The following is a 17,619-nucleotide window of genomic DNA, read 5'->3' as shown; positions in this document are numbered from 1 at the left end:
CCATCAGGCATTTCACACCACCCTTTCTTTTGCGGCTTTGTTTGGGTTACGACTGTTCGGCAGACAATTTTCACTGGCGCTACCGTCTATTATACTCATTTCCTCTTGAATGTTAATTCAAAAAATGTTATAACATATAAAGAACTTTTATCAATCCCAGAGAGGAACCCTATGAACACCTTTCAACTTACTTGTTTTTTGACCGTGGCGGAAACACTCAGCTTTGCGAAATCCGCCAAGCTGCTCAATGTGACTCAGCCAGCGGTCACCCATCAAATCCACTCTTTGGAGGAGGAGTTGAACGCACAGTTGTTTAAGCGCACCACGCGATCGGTAGAGATCACCCAGGAAGGGCTGATCTTTTTGAACGACGCCCAAAATGTACTGAATATCATCACGCTGGCAAAAAAGCGTTTTGAGGAGCCTGTGGCGGATGAACGGCGGTTCTTTTCCATCGGCTGCCACAGCCATAACGAATTGCGCCTGTTGCCTGAGATACTGCGGCAAATGGCAGATTCCTGCCCTATGCTGTATCCTGTGTTTCAGGTCGTTCCGTTCCAGCACTTGTACCAACTGCTGGACGAGGAAGCGGTCGATGTGATCATCGCGTTTCAAGAAAAGAACACAAAGAAAATAGATGGCATTTACAAGGAGTTGTCTCAGGTCCAAATCACCGGCGTTCTGCCAGCCACCCATCCGCTGGCAGAAAAGGAGATGCTGGATGAGGACGATCTCCGAACCCAGCGGCTGCTCCTGCTGGACCCGCAGAGATGTCCCGATCGCTTGAACGCGGTCCAGCATGGTTTGGCAACAGAAAGGGCTGTTTCTGATTTGCTTATGTGCAGCTCCGCCAACGCCTGCCTTACGCTGGCCAAAGCTGGTTTTGGAATTGCCGTCCAGCCCGACTTTCCGTCCCTGCGGGACCCTGCCCTGACTTATATCCCAATCAATGGAACGGAACCGCTTTCCTATGGGGCATACTACAAAACCGCATCAGGAAAGCCCTTACTGAAAGCCTTTCTCCAGTTATGCAAAGAGTCTTTTTCTTCCGTGAATTAACGTATCAAGCGGAAGGGATCGCTGAATTTTGGCAATCCCTTCCGCTTGATTGATAAAGCATCTTTATAGCCTATTAAAAAATGTATACAACAAATTAGCACTCTCGTGTTAACAGCGCCAATTTTGGCGGCTATACTATAAGGCCCACTGCTGGTCTGGAAATTTATCCAGCCAGCGGTGGCCTTTTCTTAAAGGAAACACTGAATAAAGCAGGAGGAATTCCAGTAAGCAGTCAAAAGTAATGGTAAAAGTGAAATAAAGGAGCAAATGCGAGGGTAATTTTCTCGTTTTCCATACTCCATCCCGCCAAAAGGGCGCAAAAACCCCTAAGCGAGGGAGAGGGCCGCCCGCCCTGGCAAGCATATACAGATTCGCGCTGGCAAAAGAACGTGTAAGCGGTTCAGGTTCTTCCTCATCCCCCTGTAAACGGCCTTTTGGAAACCGAAGATGTTCTTCACGATTCGGTAGTGGTGTTCCACTTTGTAGCGCACAGATGATTTTTGGTTTTCACTAATATTGCTCCCAGTCAATGGCGTTGTCCGAAACCTTGGGCAGCCGGCCCGGCCCACGGTTAATGTGGTATGTGATGGCATCAAAAAAACAGCTTGCCAATACCTTTCTCCTCCAGCAGGTGCCGGAAGCGCAGCAGGGTTGCGGCATCCTGTTCGAAAAAATTGATCCCCATAAATTTTCGCATGGCATAGCTGTCATATATGGCGTCCTCTACCCCTTCGTCGGACAGGCTGAACCAGCATTGCAGCAGATACATCCACGGCATGGTTTCTGTCTCTATGGGCGGACGGCCGCGCTTCCCGCTTTGTCTTCTTTTTCCGGCATCTGTATTCCATGTCGCTGAAACTTTCCTGTTTCATTTTATGCCCCCCTTTTTTTGATTTTATCACCTCTCTTCGTCCTGCGATTAAAGCAGGGATTCCTTAGCATGCGGCATTGCCGCTGGTTCAAAAAGGCTGCCGCCTCTTTTGAACTGTGTTCACTATACCCCCTCCGGCTTGACTATCCCCCCGGGATCGTGTACAATGTTTTCACAAATATCTAAAGGGGGCCATTGCCTTGAAGCGCACCTTCCGCTTTTATTTTGCCTTATTTTTTGCTAAATGCACTGCTTTAGTCCTAAAACTTATCGGACGCAAAGGCACCTCCATGCCTGGCTCCTGGGCCATTATCCTGTGCCCGGACTTTTTAGGCCGCATGCCATTGCCGGAGCAGGTGGTGCTGGTTGCCGGTACCAACGGCAAAACCACTGTTTCAAACCTGGTGGAAGATATCCTGACAAAAAACGGGGTGGAATATCTCTGCAACCGGGACGGGGCCAATGTAAACACCGGCATCGCCTCCTCCCTTATCGCGGACAGCACCCTTTTCGGGCGGCCCCGGCACAAGCTGGCCATCTTTGAGTTTGACGAGCGCTCCGCCCCCCTTATCCTGCCCTATATCAAGCCCCAGACCTTCCTGTGTACCAACCTCTGCCGGGACGCGCTGGATCGCAACGCCAACGTGGACTTTATTGTGAAGCTTTTAAACGACAACCTGTGGGACGGCGCCAAGCTGGTGGTAAATGGGGACGACCTGATTGCCAGCCATCTGGCCCCGGGCAGCAAGCGGGTGTGCTTCGGCATAAGCGAGCTGCCTCGGGACAGGGAAGCCCGGCCCAACCTGGTGCGGGACATTGTGGCCTGCCCCCAGTGCGACACACCCCTCCAGTATGATTTCCTGCGGTATAACCACATTGGCCGGGCCAAGTGCCCCCAGTGCGGCTGGGGCACCTTCCCCATAGACTATGACTGCACCCAGGTGGATATGGATTCCATGCGCTTCACCCTGCAAACCCCGGAAGGGGAGGAGTCATACCGCCTGCCCGGGGAGAACATCACTGACCTTTACAACACTGTCACTGCCGTCTCCTTCCTGCGGGACTGGGGCCTCAGCTACCAGCAGGTGTCCTCTGCACTGGAGCAGGTGGAGCTGGCCCGCTCCCGCTATGATGTGGAGGAAGTGGGGGGGAAGGAAATCATCTTCTGCCTGGCAAAGGGCCAAAGCCCTATTGCCAGCTCCCGGGTGTTCGATTTCATCACCCAGCGGGGAGGCTCTGCCGCCATCATCCTTTTAAACTATGACAGCCACGATCAGGCCCATTCCTCGGAGAACATGGGCTGGATTTATGAGGTGGACTATGAATTTTTGCGGGATGGATGCGTGAAGCAGCTTATCCCTACAGGCAACCGCTGCTATGACTACCAGGTGCGCGCCCTTTTGGCGGGCATGGAGCCAGAGCGGGTATGCGCTGCCCCCAAGCCGGAGGAAGCCGCCGCTCTAGTAGATTTGGATAAGGTGGACAAGGTGTATATCCTCCACGCGGTGTTCACCGTGGGAGACGCCCGGCGTGCCCGGGAGGAGCTTATCAGGCGGATAAACGGAAAGGAGGTGGGGTAAGATGAAAATTGAAATCCTGTTTCCAGAATATGCCAACCTGTTTGGCGACATGGGCAACATCCTGTACCTGAAGGCCTGCCTGCCCCAGGCGGAATTCATGGAAACTGCCATGAACGACGCCCCCCGCTTCCTGTCGGAGCCTGTAGATCTCATCTATATGGGTCCCATGTCAGAAGCCGCCCAGGAGAAAATCATTGCCCGGCTTATGCCTTGCAAGGAAAAAATGCAGGAGCTGATAGAGGCCGGCACCTGCTTCCTCTTTACAGGGAACGCGGTGGAAACGCTCTACCAGGAGATCGAGGACGGGAACAGGAAAATCCCGGGTCTGGGGCTTTTCCCCTTTACTGCCAGGCGCTCTTACCTCCACCGCCACAACTCCAACTTTTTGGGGGACATGGACGGCATTTCCATTCTGGGCTGCAAATCCCAGTTCACCATGGCCTATGGGGACAACTCCAAGAATTATTTCGCCAAAGCAGAGCGGGGCATAGGGCTGAACCGGGACACGCCCCTGGAGGGCATCCGCCAGAATAACTTCATCGGCACCAACCTCATCGGCCCCCTGCTGGTGATGAACCCACCCTTTACCCGCTGGCTGCTGGACGCTATGGGCGCGAAAGGCGTGCCTTTGGCCTATAAAGACGCTATGGAGCAGGCCTATGCCCAGCGCCTGAAGGAGTTTCAGGATCCGGCTGTGCGCATGGAAAAAGAAGGGGATACAAACCAGCTAAGGATTGATTTTTCCCCGAAATCTTGGTATAATTATCTAAAGTCAAAAATGCGCCGGGGATAATCCCGGACCCAAAAGAAAGGATGTATTCCCATGAAAACCTTACCCGTTGCCGTGCAGGTTTACTCCGTCCGTGACGACGCTGAGAAGGATTTTGCCGGCACTATGAAAAAAATCAAGGAAATCGGCTATGACGGCGTGGAGCTTGCCGGGCTGTACGGCAAGGAGCCTGCTGAAATCAAGGCTGCTATTGAGGCTGCGGGCCTGGAGGCCGTTTCCGCCCACGTCCCCTTTCAGGAGTTGGTGGCGGACATGGAGGGCACCATCCAGAAATATGTGGAAATCGGCGTGAAATATATTGCCATCCCCTATCTCATGGAGGAGGATCGCCCCGGCACCCCCAAGTTTGAGGGCAACGTGAAGCTCTTTGAGGAAATCGGCAAGGCCTGCAAGGCCCATGGCATCCAGACCCTGTATCACAACCACGACTTTGAGTTCATCAAAATGCCTGACGGCCGCTATGCCTTGGATTATATCTACGACACCATCCCCGCCGACATCCTGCAAACGGAGATCGACACCTGCTGGGTAAACGTTGCTGGGGAAAACCCCGCTGCGTACATCAGGAAGTATGCAAACCGCGCCCCTGTTGTCCACCTGAAGGACTTCTACAAGGAGGGCAAGCCTGCCAATATGTACCAGCTTATCGGCACCGACGTGGAGGAGCAGGAGAGCCATGGCTTCTTCGAGTTCCGCCCTGTGGGCAGCGGCATGCAGGACTTCCCCCCCATCCTGGAGGCAAGCGTGGAAGCTGGCGCCAACTGGGTAGTGGTAGAGCAGGATCAGTCCAACGGCCGCACCCCCATGGAAGCCATCACCATGAGCCGTGAGTATTTAAAGTCCCTGGGCTGGTAAAAATTTTACCGCAGCAGTTCAAAAACCCCCTGGAAGCTTTTCGGAAAGCTTCCAGGGGGTTTTCTGTATGGGGAAGGGATTACGCCTCCAGCATTGTGATTACGTGCCGGGGGCAGCTTTCCACACACAGGCCGCAGCCAGTGCATTTCTGCGGATCTACAGCGGCACAGCCGTTTTCCATCGCGATAGCTCCCTGGGGGCAGGTTTTCACGCATTTGGTACAGCTAATGCAGCCCACCTTGCACACGTCCATCACAGCCTTGCCCTTGTCACAGTTGTGGCAGCGCACCACAGCCTGCTTCTTTACAGGCGCCAGGGAAATAAGCCCTTTGGGGCAGGCCGCCACGCATTTGCCGCAGGCTTTGCACAGGGCGGGGTCAATTTTCGCCACGCCGTTGCACACCTCTACCGCGCCATAGTCACAGGCTTTCACGCAGTCGCCCAGGCCCATGCATCCAAAAAGGCAACTGCTGGAGCCGCCTGCCAGCAGGATGGCGGCGCTGCAGCCCTCTATGCCGTCATACACCAGCTTGTCCGTTGTGTTATCATAGCTTCCCATGCACCGCACCAGGGCGGCTTTTGTCTCCATTTCCACATCGCCTGCGCCCAGAACCTCCGCGCACTTTTTAGCCACAGCCGGCCCGCCGGGAGAGCACAGCCCTGGCTGGGCCTCGCCCTGGGACATGGCGGCGGCATAGCCGGAGCACCCGGAATAGCCGCAGGCGCCGCAGTTTGCGCCAGGGAGGATTTCTTCCAAAGCCTCTGCTTTCTCATCCTTGGGCACCGCCATGACGATGGACGCCACCGCCAGGATAATGCCCGCCAGCAGGCCGATGATACCCACAATGAGTATAGGGGTGATAAATTCCATAGTTTCCTCCTCCTTACATCAGGCGGTCCACAAGGCCGTTAAAGCCCAGGAAGGACACAGCCACCAGGGAAGCCGCCACCAGGGTGATGGGCAGGCCCTGGAAGGTTTCGGGAATGTCGCAGTCCTCCAGGCGCTCCCGCACCCCGGCAAAGAGGATCATGGCTACTAAGAAGCCGATGCCGGAGCCAAAGGAATTGACCAAAGACTGCAAATATCCAAAGCTGGGATCTGCCGCGCCCTTTTCCAGCACCAGCATGGTCACGCCCAGCACGGCGCAGTTGGTGGTGATAAGGGGCAGGTAAATGCCTAAAGCGCTGTACAGCGGCGGCATGTATTTGCGCAATACAGTTTCCAAAAGCTGCACCAGCGCGGCGATAACCAGGATGAACACAATGGTCTGGAGATACCCCAGGCCCTGGGGCACCAGCAAATACGTGTAAAGGGGCCAGGTAACGGCAGTGGCAATCACCATCACCACCGTTACCGCGCAGCTCATGCCAAAGGCTGTGTCCAGCTTCTTGGACACGCCTAAAAAGGGGCAAATGCCTAGGAATTTATTGAGCACATAGTTTTCTGTCAGGATAGCCGCCAGGAAAATGGCAACCAAAGTTTTCAGTGTCTGTCCGTCCATTATTCAGCCGCCTCCTTTTCCTGTATTTTAGAGCAGGAAGCCGCCAGGGGGCAGTGGGCGCAGCCTGTGGAGGCCGGTGCCTTCCCCCCCTTGGAGAGCTTGCCTGCCAGGGCAATCAGCATTCCAAACACAAAGAACCCGCCGGGAGGCAGCAGGAAAATGATGACAGGCTCCATGAAGCCGGAGAGGACAGGCAGGCCGAACACAGTGCCCGCGCCCAAAAGCTCCCGGATAATGCCCATAGCCAGCATGGCGGCTGTGAAGCCCACGCCCATGCCCAGGCCGTCAATAATGGAGGGCAGCACCTTGTTCTTGCTGGCAAACATCTCCGCCCGGCCCAGAATAATGCAGTTCACCACAATCAGCGGCAGGAACACCCCCAGGGCTGTGTCCAGGGCCGGGGAGAAAGCCTTGATAAAAAGCTGCACCACAGTAACGAACCCGGCAATGATGGTGATAAAAGCCGGGATGCGCACCTTGTTGGGGATGACATGCCGCAAAAGGGAAATGGCGGCGTTGGAGCACACCAGCACAAAGGTGGTGGCAGCGCCCATGCCAATGGCGTTAGAGGCGGCAGTAGTCACCGCCAGGGTGGCGCAGCAGCCTAAAATCAGCCGCAGCACCGGGTTTTCCTTGATAATGCCTTTTGTAAACTCACTCCACAGGCTTCTTTTTTCCTCCATGTCATTTCCCCCCTTCCGAAGCGTATGCGTCCTGATACATTTCAATGGCGCTGTTGACAGCGTTTGTAACAGCCGCGCTGGTGATGGTAGCGCCGGTCATGGCCTGTATTTCGCCTTCATTTGGCGCCTGGAATTTTACAACCTGAATGCCGCCTGCCAGGTTTCCTACAGGCTGCTGATACTGTTCCCGGAAGGATTCCTTCTCCGCGTTTGCCCCAAGGCCGGGAGTCTCGCTGTGGCTTAACACCACCACGCCGGTGATTTCCCCTTCCGTGCTGATGCCGGTCATCACCTTCACAGTGCCGCCATAGCCCTTGCTTTCTGTTTCAAACACATAGCCCACTGCGCCGCCGTCAGGCGCTTCCTTGCTCAGGCCAATATAGTGGGTGCCGTCCCCGCTTTCCTGAAAGGCTTCCGCGCCGGGCAGCACCACCATGCGGCTCTCTTCTGCCTTAGCCAAAGCCGCCTGGGCGATGCGATCCTCTGTCAGGGCGTTGGTGCCTGCCAGGGCCGCCGCCACCACAATGCAGATGGCGAACAGGATAGCGGCTGGGGCCAGCACGCTTTTCGCGTCCAGTTTCATTCAGGCCGCCCCCTTTCCTTTTTTCTCTTTGGGCTTTCCAAAGGCCCGGGGTTTTACATACCGCTCAATAAGGGGCGTGATAATATTCATCAGCACGATGGAATAAGAAACGCCCTCGGGCAAAGAGCCAAACTCCCGGATTAAAATGGTCAGCACGCCGCAGCCCACGGCAAACACAATCCGCGCCTTCCAGTACAGGGGGCTGGTGGTGTAGTCCGTCGCCATGAAGAAGGCCCCCAGCATCAGGCCGCCTGCCAGCAGGTCAAAGAGGGGATCCCGGCCCAAGATGGCGGAAAACACCGCCACAGTGGCAAGGTATGTAACCGGGATAACCGGGCTTATCACCTTCCTGGCAATCAAATACAGCCCACCCAGGATGATAGCCAGAGCGCAGGTTTCGCCCAGGCATCCCCCATGGGTGCCCAAGAGAAGCTGCTGATAGTCTGGGGCGCTGTTAGGGGAATTTACATACATCATGCCGGAAAGGGGCGTGGCAGTGGTCACCGCGTCCGCCGCGGCGGAATAATCAAAAGCGTCCGTCCAGTGGGTCATGGGGGCGGGGAAGGAGTTCATGAGGATGATGCGGGCGGTCAGCGCCGGGTTTACAAAGTTCTGCCCAATGCCGCCGAACATCTGCTTGACCACCACAATGGCCGCCACGCTGCCGAACACCGCCATCAGGGGGTTGATGGTGACGGGCAGGTTTAAAGCCAGCAGGATGCCTGTCACCACGCAGGAGAGATCCCCCACAGTCTGGGGCCGCTTCATCACCCGGCGGGAAATGTACTCGCTTGCCACGCAGGCGGCAATGCAGGTGACAATCACCACAGCCGCCCGGATGCCAAAGATGATAACGGAAGCTATCATGGCAGGGGCAAGGCCGATAATCACGTCCAGCATAATGTTCTGGGTTGTCTTTTTCCCGTTAAAATGGGGGGAAGACGATACGATAAGCTTGTCCATTATTTCTTCCCTGCCTTTCTCACAATGGATTTCCCCATCCGGATAGCCTGCACCAGCCTGCGCCCGGCAGGGCAGGAGAAGGCGCAGCAGCCGCACTCCATGCAGGTCATTACGTCCAGGGCCAGAAGGGACTCCGCGTCTTTTTTCTCCGCAGCCTTCTCCAGCTTCGTGGGCATCAGCTCCATGGGACAGGCAGCCACACACCTGCCGCAGCGGATGCAGGCGGTTGTCTCATAAAGCTTTGCCTCCTGCTGGTCAAAGGCCAGGATGGCATTGTTCTGCTTTAGAATGGGCAGCTCGTCCGAGGTGATGGCAATGCCCATCATAGGCCCGCCCATGAGCATTTTCCGAGGCGGGGCCTTATAGCCGCCGCAGAATTCGATTACATCCTTAATAGGCGTGCCCACAGGCACAATGACGTTTTTCGGCTCCTTTATGGCAGAGCCGTCGATGGTCACCCGCTTTAAGGTAAGGGGCATCCCGGTGCGCATATAGCTTGCCAAGAACGACACAGAGGCGATGTTCATCACCAGGCACCCCACGTCAGCGGGAAGCTGCCCGGCAGGCACCTTCCGCCCTGTGCAGGCCTGCACCAGCACCTTTTCCGCACCCTGGGGATAGCGGCTCTTTAAAGCCAGCACCCGCACCTCGTCTTTCGGATCCTTCTCCGGGTCGTCGGCGATTTCCGTCAGCCTTTCAATAACGTCGGGCTTGTTGTCCTCCACCGCGATAATCACCCGGTGTACGTCCAGGATTTCCTTGACCTTATAGACGCCCTCCAGCACATTTTTACCGTTTTCCAGGGCCTCCCGGTGGTCAGAGGTGACATAAGGCTCGCACTCCGCCACGTTGATAATCAGGGTGTCAATGGACTTCCCGTCCGGGACGTTCAGCTTTACATGGGCCGGGAAGCCTGCGCCGCCCAGGCCCACCAGCCCGGACTTCCGGGCCGCTTCTGCCAGCTCTTTTTTATTGGTAACCGGAGCCGGCGGGGCAATAGCGGGATCCGCCTCCATCTGCCCGTCAGATTCGATTACCACTGCTTCTGTGGCCTGCCCGCCGGTAAGCAGCACCTTTGTCACCTGCTGCACTATGCCGGACACAGAAGCGTGGATAGGCGCGCACACAAAGGCTTCGCTGTCGCCTATCACTTGCCCCAGGTAAACGTGGTCGCCCTTTTTCACTGTAGGCTTGCAAGGCGCGCCAATGTGCTGCTGCATAGGGATTATAACCCGTTCAGGAGGCGGCAGCACCGCCGTAGGTGCGTTCCACGTGTTTTTGTGGTGTGGCACCGGCGCTCCGCCGTGGGTTCTGAAAGGGTGCTTGGGAAACTGCTGTTCCATGAGTTATTTCCAGCCTTTCTTTCATAGTTCTTTGCCGTTTAAACGCGTACTGTTTCTATTTTACATGAAAATCCATATCCTTGCAACATAATTTAAAAGTTTGTCCATGTTTTGTTCACGATTTCCCGCTTTACAAGGCCCGCATCATCCTATAGGATAAGAGCAGGGAAAAATGCTTGACAAAACAAGTTCTATATAGTACCATTTACAAGGAGGGCGCATATGGAAACCAGGACGGGCTTTCTCATCACGCAAATCAAGCAAGTGCAGGGCCGGGTGTTCCAGCGCCTGCTGGACGCCTGCGGCGTGGATGCGTTCAACGGGGCGCAGGGGCGCATCCTTTACGTGCTGTGGCAGGAAGAGCATGTGCCCATCAGCGCCCTGGTGCGTGGCACAGGCCTTGCAAAAAACACCCTTACAGCCATGCTGGCCCGCATGGAGGAACAGGGGCTGGTCACCCGGGAAACCAGCCCCCAGGACCGCCGGCAGGTGCTGGTGGCGCTGACAGGGAAAGCCAGGGGCCTGCAGGCCCCATACGAGCAGGTGTCTGAGGAAATGAACAGGCTGTTTTACCAGGGCCTCACCCAGGAGGACGCCGCGCTGCTGGACAGCCTGCTGGACAAAATCCTGCTGAACCTGGAAGCATGTGAGGCGCGGCTGAAAAATCCACAAAAGAAGGAGTAATGCACCATGGGAAAAATGAAAGGCAGGCTGGGCAACGATTTCTGCCCCCAGCCCCTGTTCCTGTACGGGAATTACCAGGCGGACGGCACGCCCCACTTCGGGCTGTTCTGCTGGTTCAGCTACTGTTCCCTACAGGATGGGGAGGAAGAGGCGTTGGGCGTTATGGCCTGCATCGGGGAAGAAAAGCTGACAAAAGACCTTATCCGGGAACAGGGTATGTTTTCGGCAAACCTGGTCACCCGCCCGCTTTTGCCCCTTGCCGATTATTACGGCACCACTTCCGGTCGGGAGTTTCCGGACAAAATGCGCCGCCTTCCCACTGTGGAGCCTGGCCAGATGCTCCATGTGCCCACCATTGTGGAAAGCCCGGTAAGCTTTGAACTGAAGGTGGTGGAGGAACGGCGCCTTGCCGCTGGCAGCGGCCTGTTCCTCTGCCGTGTGTGCAATGTCATGGTAGAGGAGGGGCTGGCGGACAGCTCCCTGCCCTTTATCCAGCGCCTGCATAAGGCAGATCCTGTCATTACCGCCGGGGAGGCCCGGTACGCTTCCATTTCCGGGGAAGATCTGGACGCCTGGGGCGAACCCGGGGCCGCTCTGCGGCAGTAAGGCCGCACAGATGGCGGTTGCAGGTTCGGGCAGCAGGCCACGCGGCGCCGGGCAGAAAAATGATATGCAAAGGTTTTTGGAGATTCTTAAGAACCTTTTTCCTCAAAAAAGTTCTTAAGCCGCCGGAGGCAAAGCGCCGGAATCCCGGCGCACTTTAGCAAAAAGGAGGGAGCGGGATGTACCGTTTGCTGGTTGTGGATGATGAAGAAAAAATCCGGAAGCTGATACGGAAATACGCAGAGTTTGAGGGGCACCAGGTGACGGAAGCGGAAAACGGCATGGAAGCGGTGGAATTGGTGCGCCGCAGCCCGGAGGGCTTTGACCTGGTGATTATGGACGTGATGATGCCAGAGCTGGACGGCTTCTCCGCGGCAGGGGAAATCCGGAAGGCTTCCCCCATGCCGGTGCTGATGCTTTCTGCCCGGGGGGAGGAATACGACCGCATCCATGGCTTTGAGCTGGGAGTGGACGACTATGTGGTAAAGCCCTTTTCCCCCAAGGAACTGATGCTGCGGGTAAACGCCATTATGAACCGGGCCAGGCCCCAGGAGGAAAGCGCAAAGCGCAGGCAGGTGGCGCTGGAGGGCCTCTGCATTGACTTTGACGCCCGGGTGGTGACAGTGGACGGGCAGCGGGCAGAGCTTTCCCCCAAGGAGTACGAGCTGCTCACCTACCTGGTGGAAAACAAGGGCCTGGCCCTCACCCGGGAGATGCTCATCACAAACGTGTGGGGCTATGACTTTTACGGGGACGACCGCACCCTGGATACCCACATCAAGCTTTTGCGCAAATCTTTAGGGCCTTACAGCCGCTTTATCGTGACCCTGCGGGGCGTGGGCTACCGCTTTGACGCATGAGAGGGCGGGAGAAAGGGGGCAAGGGCCTGCCCCCAAGGCCCCTGGGGCTGCGTGCGCAGATTACGGCGGGGTTCTGCCTCTTTGCCCTGCTCATCCTGCTGCTGCTGTGGGTGCTGCAAACCGTCCTGCTAAACCCCTTCTACCGGGCCATTAAAACCGGGGAGGCACGGCGCATTGCCGATTCTATTGCGAAAAACATCGACAGCCCGGAACTGGATTCCCTGGCCTATGATACCTGCCTGCACACAGGCGTAAATATTTTCATCACCGACCCTATCGGGCGCAGCCTGGTGGCTTACCGCCAGAGCTTTAAGGACAGCCTGGTGGCGGGCATGGGCCGCCTGGAGCGCATTGCGGCCTTTGACAAGGTAAACCTTCTAGGCGGCTCTTATATGGAAACCTTCACCTCCCGGAGCGGCGGCGCCCAGCTTATGCTTTTGGGGGTGCTGGCCCCCACGGCCTCGGAGGAATACTGGCTGGTGCTGGTGGAATCGGAAATCACCCCGGTAGACGCCACAGTGGACACGCTGCGGGTGCAGCTTTTCTGCGTCACCCTGGTGATGCTCCTGCTGGGGGCGGCTCTGGCGGCCTTCCTGTCCCGGCGGATTGCTGGGCCTCTCACCGCTATGAGCGAATCCGCCAAGCTTTTGGGGCAGGGGGATTATTCCATCCGCTTTCAGTCCCAAGGGGCCAGGGAGGTCAGCGAACTGGCCCAAACCCTCAACTATGCCGCCGGGGAGCTTTCCAAGGTGGACAAGCTCCGCCGGGAGCTTCTGGCAAATGTATCCCACGACCTGCGCACCCCCCTTACCATGATAAAGGGCTATGCCGAAGTCATGCGCGACCTGCCCGGGGAAAACACCCCGGAGAACGTCCAGGTGATTGTGGAGGAAACAGAGCGCCTGACAAACCTTGTCAACGACCTGCTGGATCTCTCTAAGCTGGAAGCCGGGGCTGTGGGGCTGGTGAAGTCCAGGTTCAACCTCACCGCCTGCATTAAGGGGATCCTCACCCGCTATGACAAGCTGGCAGATTACAGCTTCCCCTTTGCCTTTGAAGAGGAAATCTGGGTGGAGGCAGACGAGCTGAAAATCTCCCAGGTGGTGTATAACCTGGTGAATAACGCCATTCACTATGCCGGGGCGGATAAAACCGTCTCCCTTGCCCAGACAGTCCTGGAGGGCCGGGTGCGCATCAGCGTCTCCGACACAGGGGAAGGCATTCCGCCGGACAAGCTCAAGGACATCTGGGAGCGCTATTATAAAGTGGACAAAGAGCACCGCCGGGCACAGGTAGGCACAGGGCTGGGACTTGCCATTGTGAAAAACGTGCTGGAGCTTCATGGCGGGGCCTATGGGGTGGAAAGCACCCTGGGCCAGGGCAGCGTCTTCTGGTTCGAGCTGCCCGCCTGCGGGCCGGATTGATATAGAAAAAGGGAGCCATTTGGAAATATATGTTTTGTTAAGCCATCAAGCAAAAGAAAAAAACAAACTCAGAACCTGTATTCATAATCGAAATTGCCAGTTGAGCGAGAATTTTGGAGCCAGTCAAGGCGAATTTTCGCGGGCATGCTGGCGCGTGGCAAAAAAATTTAACACAGAATGGCTTCAAAAAAGGCCGCTCAGATGGTGGTTACAGGTTGTGGAATACAGGTTCTCAAATAAAAATACCTAAGAAAACTGTAAAAAGCTTTCTTAGGTATTTTGCCTAGCCCCCCAGGCTCCCTTGAGAGCCTGGGGGGCTTTTTGGTTCCCGCCTTATCCTTTGGGGATGTCCGCAATTTTTAAAGCCGGAGCGGCAATATATTTGTTGCAAAGGGGCAGCAGGGGGCCTGTGCCAAAGGCCATAATCAAGGTGCCCAATCCCACAGTGGCCCCGCAGAGGAAACCGATGGCCACACAGGTAAAGTCGCTGATAATGCGCCACCAGCGGAACGGGATTTTCGTCCTGTTGGGGACGATAAAGGACACGCAGTCATAAGGGGCCATGCCCAGGTTGGCGGTTACGTAAAAGGAACAGCCTAAAATCTGGCACACCACGCCCAGGAGGGTGAGGGCCACCCGCAGGGGTATGCCCAGTTCCTCTGTGGGCGGGGCTATGTCCGCCAGCAGGGAGTTGCAGATGTCTGCTGTGATGCCGATGAGGAACATGTTGCCCAGGGTGCCCAGCCCCAGCATGGAACGGTCAATAAAAAATATGGCTGCCAGCAGGATGCCGTTAAAGATAATCTGCCATGTGCCAAAGGTCAGCCCCAGCTTGGAGGAGACGCCCAGGTTCAGGGTGGAAAAGGGATCCGCGCCCATGCCCCCCAGTACATATAAGGATACCCCTATACCCATAATGATAACCGCTGCCAGCATGGCGGTGATGCGCCTGGGCAGCCGCTGCCCGGCATACCGGCCTGTATATTTTATCCGCTTCCCCATCTCACTGCCTCCTTTTTTTGTCAGGTACAGTCTACACAAATATCAGGAAAAGCGCAATCCCCCTGCCGCTGGTTTTTCCCCCGCCAGAAGAATTTCCACGTTTTCACTGAAATCCATTTCCCGGCCCCGCTTTTTTTCTACAGAATCCTCACGGGGCCAATGTAGCTTTGCAAAAAAGCCGCAAAAAAATTTCAAATAATCTGCAAAAAAGAAAGGGCGTTTAAGAGGTTAAGAAAAACCTTTTAAGCGCCCTTTCTTTTCTTCAAATCAGCTTGTCTTTTTCCTGCGGTTTCCATGCTCCTCAAGGATGAGGTTTTCCCCTGTCCTGGGCTGCTGGTTTGGTATGTATTCCAGCAGCTCCGACAGGTCGCAGCCTAAAGCCTCGCAGATTTTGTCCAGGTGTTCAAAACTCACACGCTCGGCCAGACCTTGGTAAAGGTCATTGATTGTACCGGGCCGTATACCTGTTTCCCTGGACAGTTTGGCCTGTGTCCACCGGCGTTCGCCGAGGATTCTGGATAGATGATTTTTTATCATCGCTTATGCCCCTTTTATAGGCATTTTACCAGAATAAGTATTATTTGTCCGTACTTTGTAAGGTTCTGACGAAAAGCGTAATAATCTTACAATATCCGTCAGAAATTGCGGATAATTACCTCGGCATACCGCTTTTTGTTGTTCCCACTGCTGGACAGGTTTTCCCTGCGCTCTATCCTCTCGATAGTATAACCTTTGTACAATTCCCGCACCTCGGGGCAGTCATTGTAAGAGAGGATAAAACGGCCCTTAATAGGCTCCAGAGCGGCCTGTAAGCGCTGATGGTCATCCGGGGTAAAGGTGCCGTCATAGTATGCCTCTGCGCCTACACACGGCGGGTCAAGATAGAACAGCGCAGCCTTGCGGTCATACACCTGGATAAGGTCGGCAAAGTCTTTGCGTTCTATGTTTACCCCCTGCAGGCGCTTGTAGGCTTGGGCCAGGCGGGGAATAATGTTAGACACATTCTTGCTGTCCGTTGCATAGTCCTCGCCAGCCTTTCCAAAGCTGATTTTTACCCGGTACAGGAACCGTGCGGCCCGCTGGATATCCGTAAGTCCCCGCATATTTGCCTGGGCCACATAATCAAAAAACTGCTCCCTGGAGGAAAGCAGCCAGTCAAATTCCCGCTGCAGCTCCCCGCAGTGGTACTTTACACAGCGGAACAGGTTCACCAGATTGCCGTTGATATCGTTATAGACCTCCAGCTGGCCCGCCTGCTTTTCTTTGGCGAAAAGCACCCAGGCCGCACCGCCGAATACTTCAATATAGCGCTCCACCTTATCCGTGGGGAAACGCTCCAAAATGGCTTTGCGCAGCATACGCTTGCCGCCGATCCAGCCCATAAAGCTGTCCATAGATAGTCCATCCCTTCATAAAAATTAAGGGGCAGAATCCTCGGGCGGACTACCAAAGGGCAGCAGGCTATTTCAGCTTTTCCGCGATCCGTTTGGCAAGCACGGCGGCCTTGCACTCGCTATGAGTCAGGCCCAGCTTGCCTCCGCCCACGCCGCTGATAATGCCTTTCTCCACCAGCTCCCGGATATCGTCCCGCCAGTAGCCGGGCACCTCATCCAGGGTGTTGTATGTGGGGTTGATATCGTCATACATTTTTTTGAACTGCTTGCCGTCCATGATGCTTTCCTCCTTTGCCGCCGGGTCTTTAGCCGAGGCGATTTTGTTAATGTAGTCCAGGCACACCCAGCCCTCGCCGGTATAGCCCCAGCAGCCGTCCTCTTTGGTGATAGTAACCACCGTGCCGTCTGTGTAGACCTTAAGCACCTGGCCATTTACCGGGGCCGTGCGGCAGTTAAGGCCGTCATCGGCGTTGACCTGCCCCTGGTATGCCTTAAAAGGGCCAGCGGGAGCGCCGCTCAATTTCTGATTGATCTCTTTTGCCAGCTGCCCATACCGGCTATAGAGGTAATCACCCGGGCAGGACTTGTTATCAAACCATCGATGGGCAGAAAGCACCACCTCCCCGGGCTTGTGAGAATAGGCTAATGTTGCCTCCTTGCTTCCCAGCCATAACACTTTTGTTTTACCGTTACGCTTGCAGGTGTCCGCGCACAGCTCCACCAGGGATTTCCAAACATTGGCGTTGATGGCATAGGGCCAAAAAGCATCGCTTGCACACTCGATGGTAATGGCCCTGTTGTCATTTGCCGCGCTGCTGGAACACCAGGAACGGTCGGCCTCATCCACGACAGTGCCCCTGCTGCCGTCATAACCGATACCATAGTTGCAGCTTGCACCTTTAGATGGGCGGCTGAATTCATTGCATAGAGCCTGGATGCTCATCTGGCCCACTGCACAATGGGGGGTAAGGGTGTCAAACTCGTGGTTCCGGGGGCTGTTGCGGTTGGGGCTTATCTGCCGCATACAGCATAAAGGGCTGTTACTCATCCCGCACCCCTTTCTCCGGCTCAAAAATCTCGCCGGGCAGTAAAATAGTGTCCCTGGAGGCCCGCACCTTTTCAATCAGCTCATGGATGGGCGCAGCGCCTGCGGACAGGATAAGGCCGGTCATGACATAGGCCACGGCGGGCAGCTGGGCCGTGTAGCCGAACATGGCGAACACGTCCAGCCGGAAGAGGAACGCGAACAGGACGCCCAGCAGGGCGGCCCATACCGGTGCCTTGACATACCCCATAACTTTCTCTCCCACGATGCCCTTTACCCTGTCCACCAAAAACTGCACCAGGATAGCAAACACCAGCATAATGGCCACGGCCTTAGAAGTTTCCAGCATGAAAAATCTCTCCTTTGTAAATGTATTTT

The 17,619-nt window shown here is 55.7% G+C and carries 20 protein-coding genes; 8 read left to right on the top strand and 12 right to left on the bottom strand.

The window, feature by feature from the left end:
• The first annotated feature begins 171 nt into the window (after window positions 1-171).
• Entirely contained in the window at window positions 172-1,059 is an 888-nt protein-coding gene (locus VSQ30_RS15710; protein WP_334465273.1) for a LysR family transcriptional regulator, read from the top strand.
• Window positions 1,060-1,651: 592 nt separating this feature from the next.
• Here the strand turns inward: VSQ30_RS15710 and VSQ30_RS15705 are convergent.
• Window positions 1,652-1,837, bottom strand: a complete 186-nt coding sequence (locus VSQ30_RS15705; RefSeq protein WP_502876295.1) for a transposase — start codon at window positions 1,835-1,837, stop codon at window positions 1,652-1,654.
• 293 nt (window positions 1,838-2,130) lie between these two features.
• Here VSQ30_RS15705 and VSQ30_RS15700 point away from each other — a divergent pair, with 293 nt between their 5' ends.
• The 3 genes from VSQ30_RS15700 to VSQ30_RS15690 are packed head-to-tail and all read left to right on the top strand — an operon-like array spanning window position 2,131 to window position 5,155.
• The gene (locus tag VSQ30_RS15700; RefSeq protein ID WP_334465271.1) at window positions 2,131-3,510 is read left to right on the top strand and encodes a MurT ligase domain-containing protein; all 1,380 of its coding nucleotides are present in this window, start codon (window positions 2,131-2,133) and stop codon (window positions 3,508-3,510) included.
• A gap of 1 nt (window position 3,511) precedes the next feature.
• Window positions 3,512-4,303, top strand: coding sequence for a hypothetical protein (locus tag VSQ30_RS15695; protein ID WP_334465270.1), 792 nt, complete (start codon window positions 3,512-3,514; stop codon window positions 4,301-4,303).
• A 30-nt stretch (window positions 4,304-4,333) separates the two neighbouring features.
• Complete coding sequence (locus VSQ30_RS15690; RefSeq protein ID WP_334465268.1) at window positions 4,334-5,155, top strand: sugar phosphate isomerase/epimerase family protein; 822 nt, start codon at window positions 4,334-4,336, stop codon at window positions 5,153-5,155.
• 79 nt (window positions 5,156-5,234) lie between these two features.
• Here the strand turns inward: VSQ30_RS15690 and VSQ30_RS15685 are convergent, their stop codons facing one another.
• The 6 genes from VSQ30_RS15685 to rsxC are packed head-to-tail and all read right to left on the bottom strand — an operon-like array spanning window position 5,235 to window position 10,229.
• Window positions 5,235-6,026 (bottom strand): RnfABCDGE type electron transport complex subunit B, encoded by a 792-nt coding sequence (locus VSQ30_RS15685; protein ID WP_160643252.1) that lies wholly within the window; start codon window positions 6,024-6,026, stop codon window positions 5,235-5,237.
• Between the two features lie 13 nt (window positions 6,027-6,039).
• Complete coding sequence (locus tag VSQ30_RS15680; RefSeq protein WP_160643254.1) at window positions 6,040-6,657, bottom strand: electron transport complex protein RnfA; 618 nt, start codon at window positions 6,655-6,657, stop codon at window positions 6,040-6,042.
• On the bottom strand, window positions 6,657-7,340 hold the full coding sequence (rsxE, locus tag VSQ30_RS15675) for an electron transport complex subunit RsxE (RefSeq protein WP_334465262.1): 684 nt from the start codon (window positions 7,338-7,340) through the stop codon (window positions 6,657-6,659). Before rsxE ends, VSQ30_RS15680 begins: the two co-directional genes overlap by 1 nt.
• 1 nt (window position 7,341) lies before the next feature.
• A complete protein-coding gene (locus VSQ30_RS15670; protein ID WP_334465260.1) occupies window positions 7,342-7,923 on the bottom strand; it encodes an RnfABCDGE type electron transport complex subunit G in 582 nt (193 codons plus the stop codon).
• Entirely contained in the window at window positions 7,924-8,886 is a 963-nt protein-coding gene (locus tag VSQ30_RS15665) for an RnfABCDGE type electron transport complex subunit D (protein WP_334465257.1), read from the bottom strand.
• Window positions 8,886-10,229 carry an electron transport complex subunit RsxC gene (gene rsxC / locus VSQ30_RS15660; protein ID WP_334465254.1) on the bottom strand — a complete coding sequence of 448 codons (1,344 nt, stop codon included), beginning with the start codon at window positions 10,227-10,229 and terminating at the stop codon, window positions 8,886-8,888. Before rsxC ends, VSQ30_RS15665 begins: the two co-directional genes overlap by 1 nt.
• Before the next feature lie 222 nt (window positions 10,230-10,451).
• On the opposite strand from rsxC, the gene VSQ30_RS15655 reads away from it, so the two are divergent.
• From VSQ30_RS15655 to VSQ30_RS15640, 4 genes are all read left to right on the top strand, one after another.
• Entirely contained in the window at window positions 10,452-10,913 is a 462-nt protein-coding gene (locus VSQ30_RS15655) for a MarR family transcriptional regulator (RefSeq protein WP_160643264.1), read from the top strand.
• Between the two features lie 6 nt (window positions 10,914-10,919).
• Window positions 10,920-11,519, top strand: a complete 600-nt coding sequence (locus tag VSQ30_RS15650; RefSeq protein ID WP_160643266.1) for a flavin reductase family protein — start codon at window positions 10,920-10,922, stop codon at window positions 11,517-11,519.
• A gap of 176 nt (window positions 11,520-11,695) precedes the next feature.
• Window positions 11,696-12,376: a response regulator transcription factor gene (locus tag VSQ30_RS15645; RefSeq protein WP_334465248.1), complete on the top strand. Its 681-nt coding sequence runs from the start codon at window positions 11,696-11,698 to the stop codon at window positions 12,374-12,376.
• Window positions 12,373-13,800, top strand: a complete 1,428-nt coding sequence (locus VSQ30_RS15640) for a HAMP domain-containing sensor histidine kinase (RefSeq protein WP_334465246.1) — start codon at window positions 12,373-12,375, stop codon at window positions 13,798-13,800. Before VSQ30_RS15645 ends, VSQ30_RS15640 begins: the two co-directional genes overlap by 4 nt.
• A gap of 333 nt (window positions 13,801-14,133) precedes the next feature.
• On the opposite strand, the gene VSQ30_RS15635 is transcribed toward VSQ30_RS15640, so the two are convergent.
• From VSQ30_RS15635 to VSQ30_RS15615, 5 genes are all read right to left on the bottom strand, one after another.
• The gene (locus tag VSQ30_RS15635) at window positions 14,134-14,802 is read right to left on the bottom strand and encodes a YczE/YyaS/YitT family protein (protein ID WP_160642262.1); all 669 of its coding nucleotides are present in this window, start codon (window positions 14,800-14,802) and stop codon (window positions 14,134-14,136) included.
• A 267-nt stretch (window positions 14,803-15,069) separates the two neighbouring features.
• Window positions 15,070-15,339, bottom strand: coding sequence for a helix-turn-helix domain-containing protein (locus tag VSQ30_RS15630; RefSeq protein ID WP_334465244.1), 270 nt, complete (start codon window positions 15,337-15,339; stop codon window positions 15,070-15,072).
• A gap of 98 nt (window positions 15,340-15,437) precedes the next feature.
• Window positions 15,438-16,196, bottom strand: a complete 759-nt coding sequence (locus VSQ30_RS15625; RefSeq protein ID WP_334465241.1) for a DNA adenine methylase — start codon at window positions 16,194-16,196, stop codon at window positions 15,438-15,440.
• Between the two features lie 67 nt (window positions 16,197-16,263).
• Window positions 16,264-17,244 (bottom strand): N-acetylmuramoyl-L-alanine amidase, encoded by a 981-nt coding sequence (locus tag VSQ30_RS15620; protein WP_334465239.1) that lies wholly within the window; start codon window positions 17,242-17,244, stop codon window positions 16,264-16,266.
• Window positions 17,237-17,590: a hypothetical protein gene (locus tag VSQ30_RS15615; RefSeq protein ID WP_334465236.1), complete on the bottom strand. Its 354-nt coding sequence runs from the start codon at window positions 17,588-17,590 to the stop codon at window positions 17,237-17,239. The genes VSQ30_RS15620 and VSQ30_RS15615 overlap by 8 nt, the downstream gene beginning before the upstream one ends.
• Window positions 17,591-17,619 lie beyond the last annotated feature (29 nt).

It is taken from the genome of Acutalibacter sp. JLR.KK004 (assembly GCF_036941085.1).
In the GTDB taxonomy this organism is placed as follows: domain Bacteria; phylum Bacillota; class Clostridia; order Oscillospirales; family Acutalibacteraceae; genus Acutalibacter.
The sequence above is the reverse complement of the archived record's forward strand: the minus strand, read 5'-3'. Positions and strand labels throughout refer to the sequence as shown.

What these genes read in the sequence shown, in the direction of transcription:
- rsxC (WP_334465254.1), bottom strand. Translation starts at nt 10,229, where the DNA reads ATGGAACAGCAGTTTCCCAAGCACCCTTTCAGAACCCACGGCGGAGCG.
- VSQ30_RS15640 (WP_334465246.1), top strand. Translation starts at nt 12,373, where the DNA reads ATGAGAGGGCGGGAGAAAGGGGGCAAGGGCCTGCCCCCAAGGCCCCTG.
- VSQ30_RS15635 (WP_160642262.1), bottom strand. Translation starts at nt 14,802, where the DNA reads ATGGGGAAGCGGATAAAATATACAGGCCGGTATGCCGGGCAGCGGCTG.
- rsxE (WP_334465262.1), bottom strand. Translation starts at nt 7,340, where the DNA reads ATGGAGGAAAAAAGAAGCCTGTGGAGTGAGTTTACAAAAGGCATTATC.
- VSQ30_RS15670 (WP_334465260.1), bottom strand. Translation starts at nt 7,923, where the DNA reads ATGAAACTGGACGCGAAAAGCGTGCTGGCCCCAGCCGCTATCCTGTTC.
- VSQ30_RS15705 (WP_502876295.1), bottom strand. Translation starts at nt 1,837, where the DNA reads ATGCCGTGGATGTATCTGCTGCAATGCTGGTTCAGCCTGTCCGACGAA.
- VSQ30_RS15690 (WP_334465268.1), top strand. Translation starts at nt 4,334, where the DNA reads ATGAAAACCTTACCCGTTGCCGTGCAGGTTTACTCCGTCCGTGACGAC.
- VSQ30_RS15645 (WP_334465248.1), top strand. Translation starts at nt 11,696, where the DNA reads ATGTACCGTTTGCTGGTTGTGGATGATGAAGAAAAAATCCGGAAGCTG.
- VSQ30_RS15630 (WP_334465244.1), bottom strand. Translation starts at nt 15,339, where the DNA reads ATGATAAAAAATCATCTATCCAGAATCCTCGGCGAACGCCGGTGGACA.
- VSQ30_RS15695 (WP_334465270.1), top strand. Translation starts at nt 3,512, where the DNA reads ATGAAAATTGAAATCCTGTTTCCAGAATATGCCAACCTGTTTGGCGAC.
- VSQ30_RS15615 (WP_334465236.1), bottom strand. Translation starts at nt 17,590, where the DNA reads ATGCTGGAAACTTCTAAGGCCGTGGCCATTATGCTGGTGTTTGCTATC.
- VSQ30_RS15620 (WP_334465239.1), bottom strand. Translation starts at nt 17,244, where the DNA reads ATGAGTAACAGCCCTTTATGCTGTATGCGGCAGATAAGCCCCAACCGC.
- VSQ30_RS15710 (WP_334465273.1), top strand. Translation starts at nt 172, where the DNA reads ATGAACACCTTTCAACTTACTTGTTTTTTGACCGTGGCGGAAACACTC.
- VSQ30_RS15680 (WP_160643254.1), bottom strand. Translation starts at nt 6,657, where the DNA reads ATGGACGGACAGACACTGAAAACTTTGGTTGCCATTTTCCTGGCGGCT.
- VSQ30_RS15650 (WP_160643266.1), top strand. Translation starts at nt 10,920, where the DNA reads ATGGGAAAAATGAAAGGCAGGCTGGGCAACGATTTCTGCCCCCAGCCC.
- VSQ30_RS15665 (WP_334465257.1), bottom strand. Translation starts at nt 8,886, where the DNA reads ATGGACAAGCTTATCGTATCGTCTTCCCCCCATTTTAACGGGAAAAAG.
- VSQ30_RS15685 (WP_160643252.1), bottom strand. Translation starts at nt 6,026, where the DNA reads ATGGAATTTATCACCCCTATACTCATTGTGGGTATCATCGGCCTGCTG.
- VSQ30_RS15625 (WP_334465241.1), bottom strand. Translation starts at nt 16,196, where the DNA reads ATGGACAGCTTTATGGGCTGGATCGGCGGCAAGCGTATGCTGCGCAAA.
- VSQ30_RS15655 (WP_160643264.1), top strand. Translation starts at nt 10,452, where the DNA reads ATGGAAACCAGGACGGGCTTTCTCATCACGCAAATCAAGCAAGTGCAG.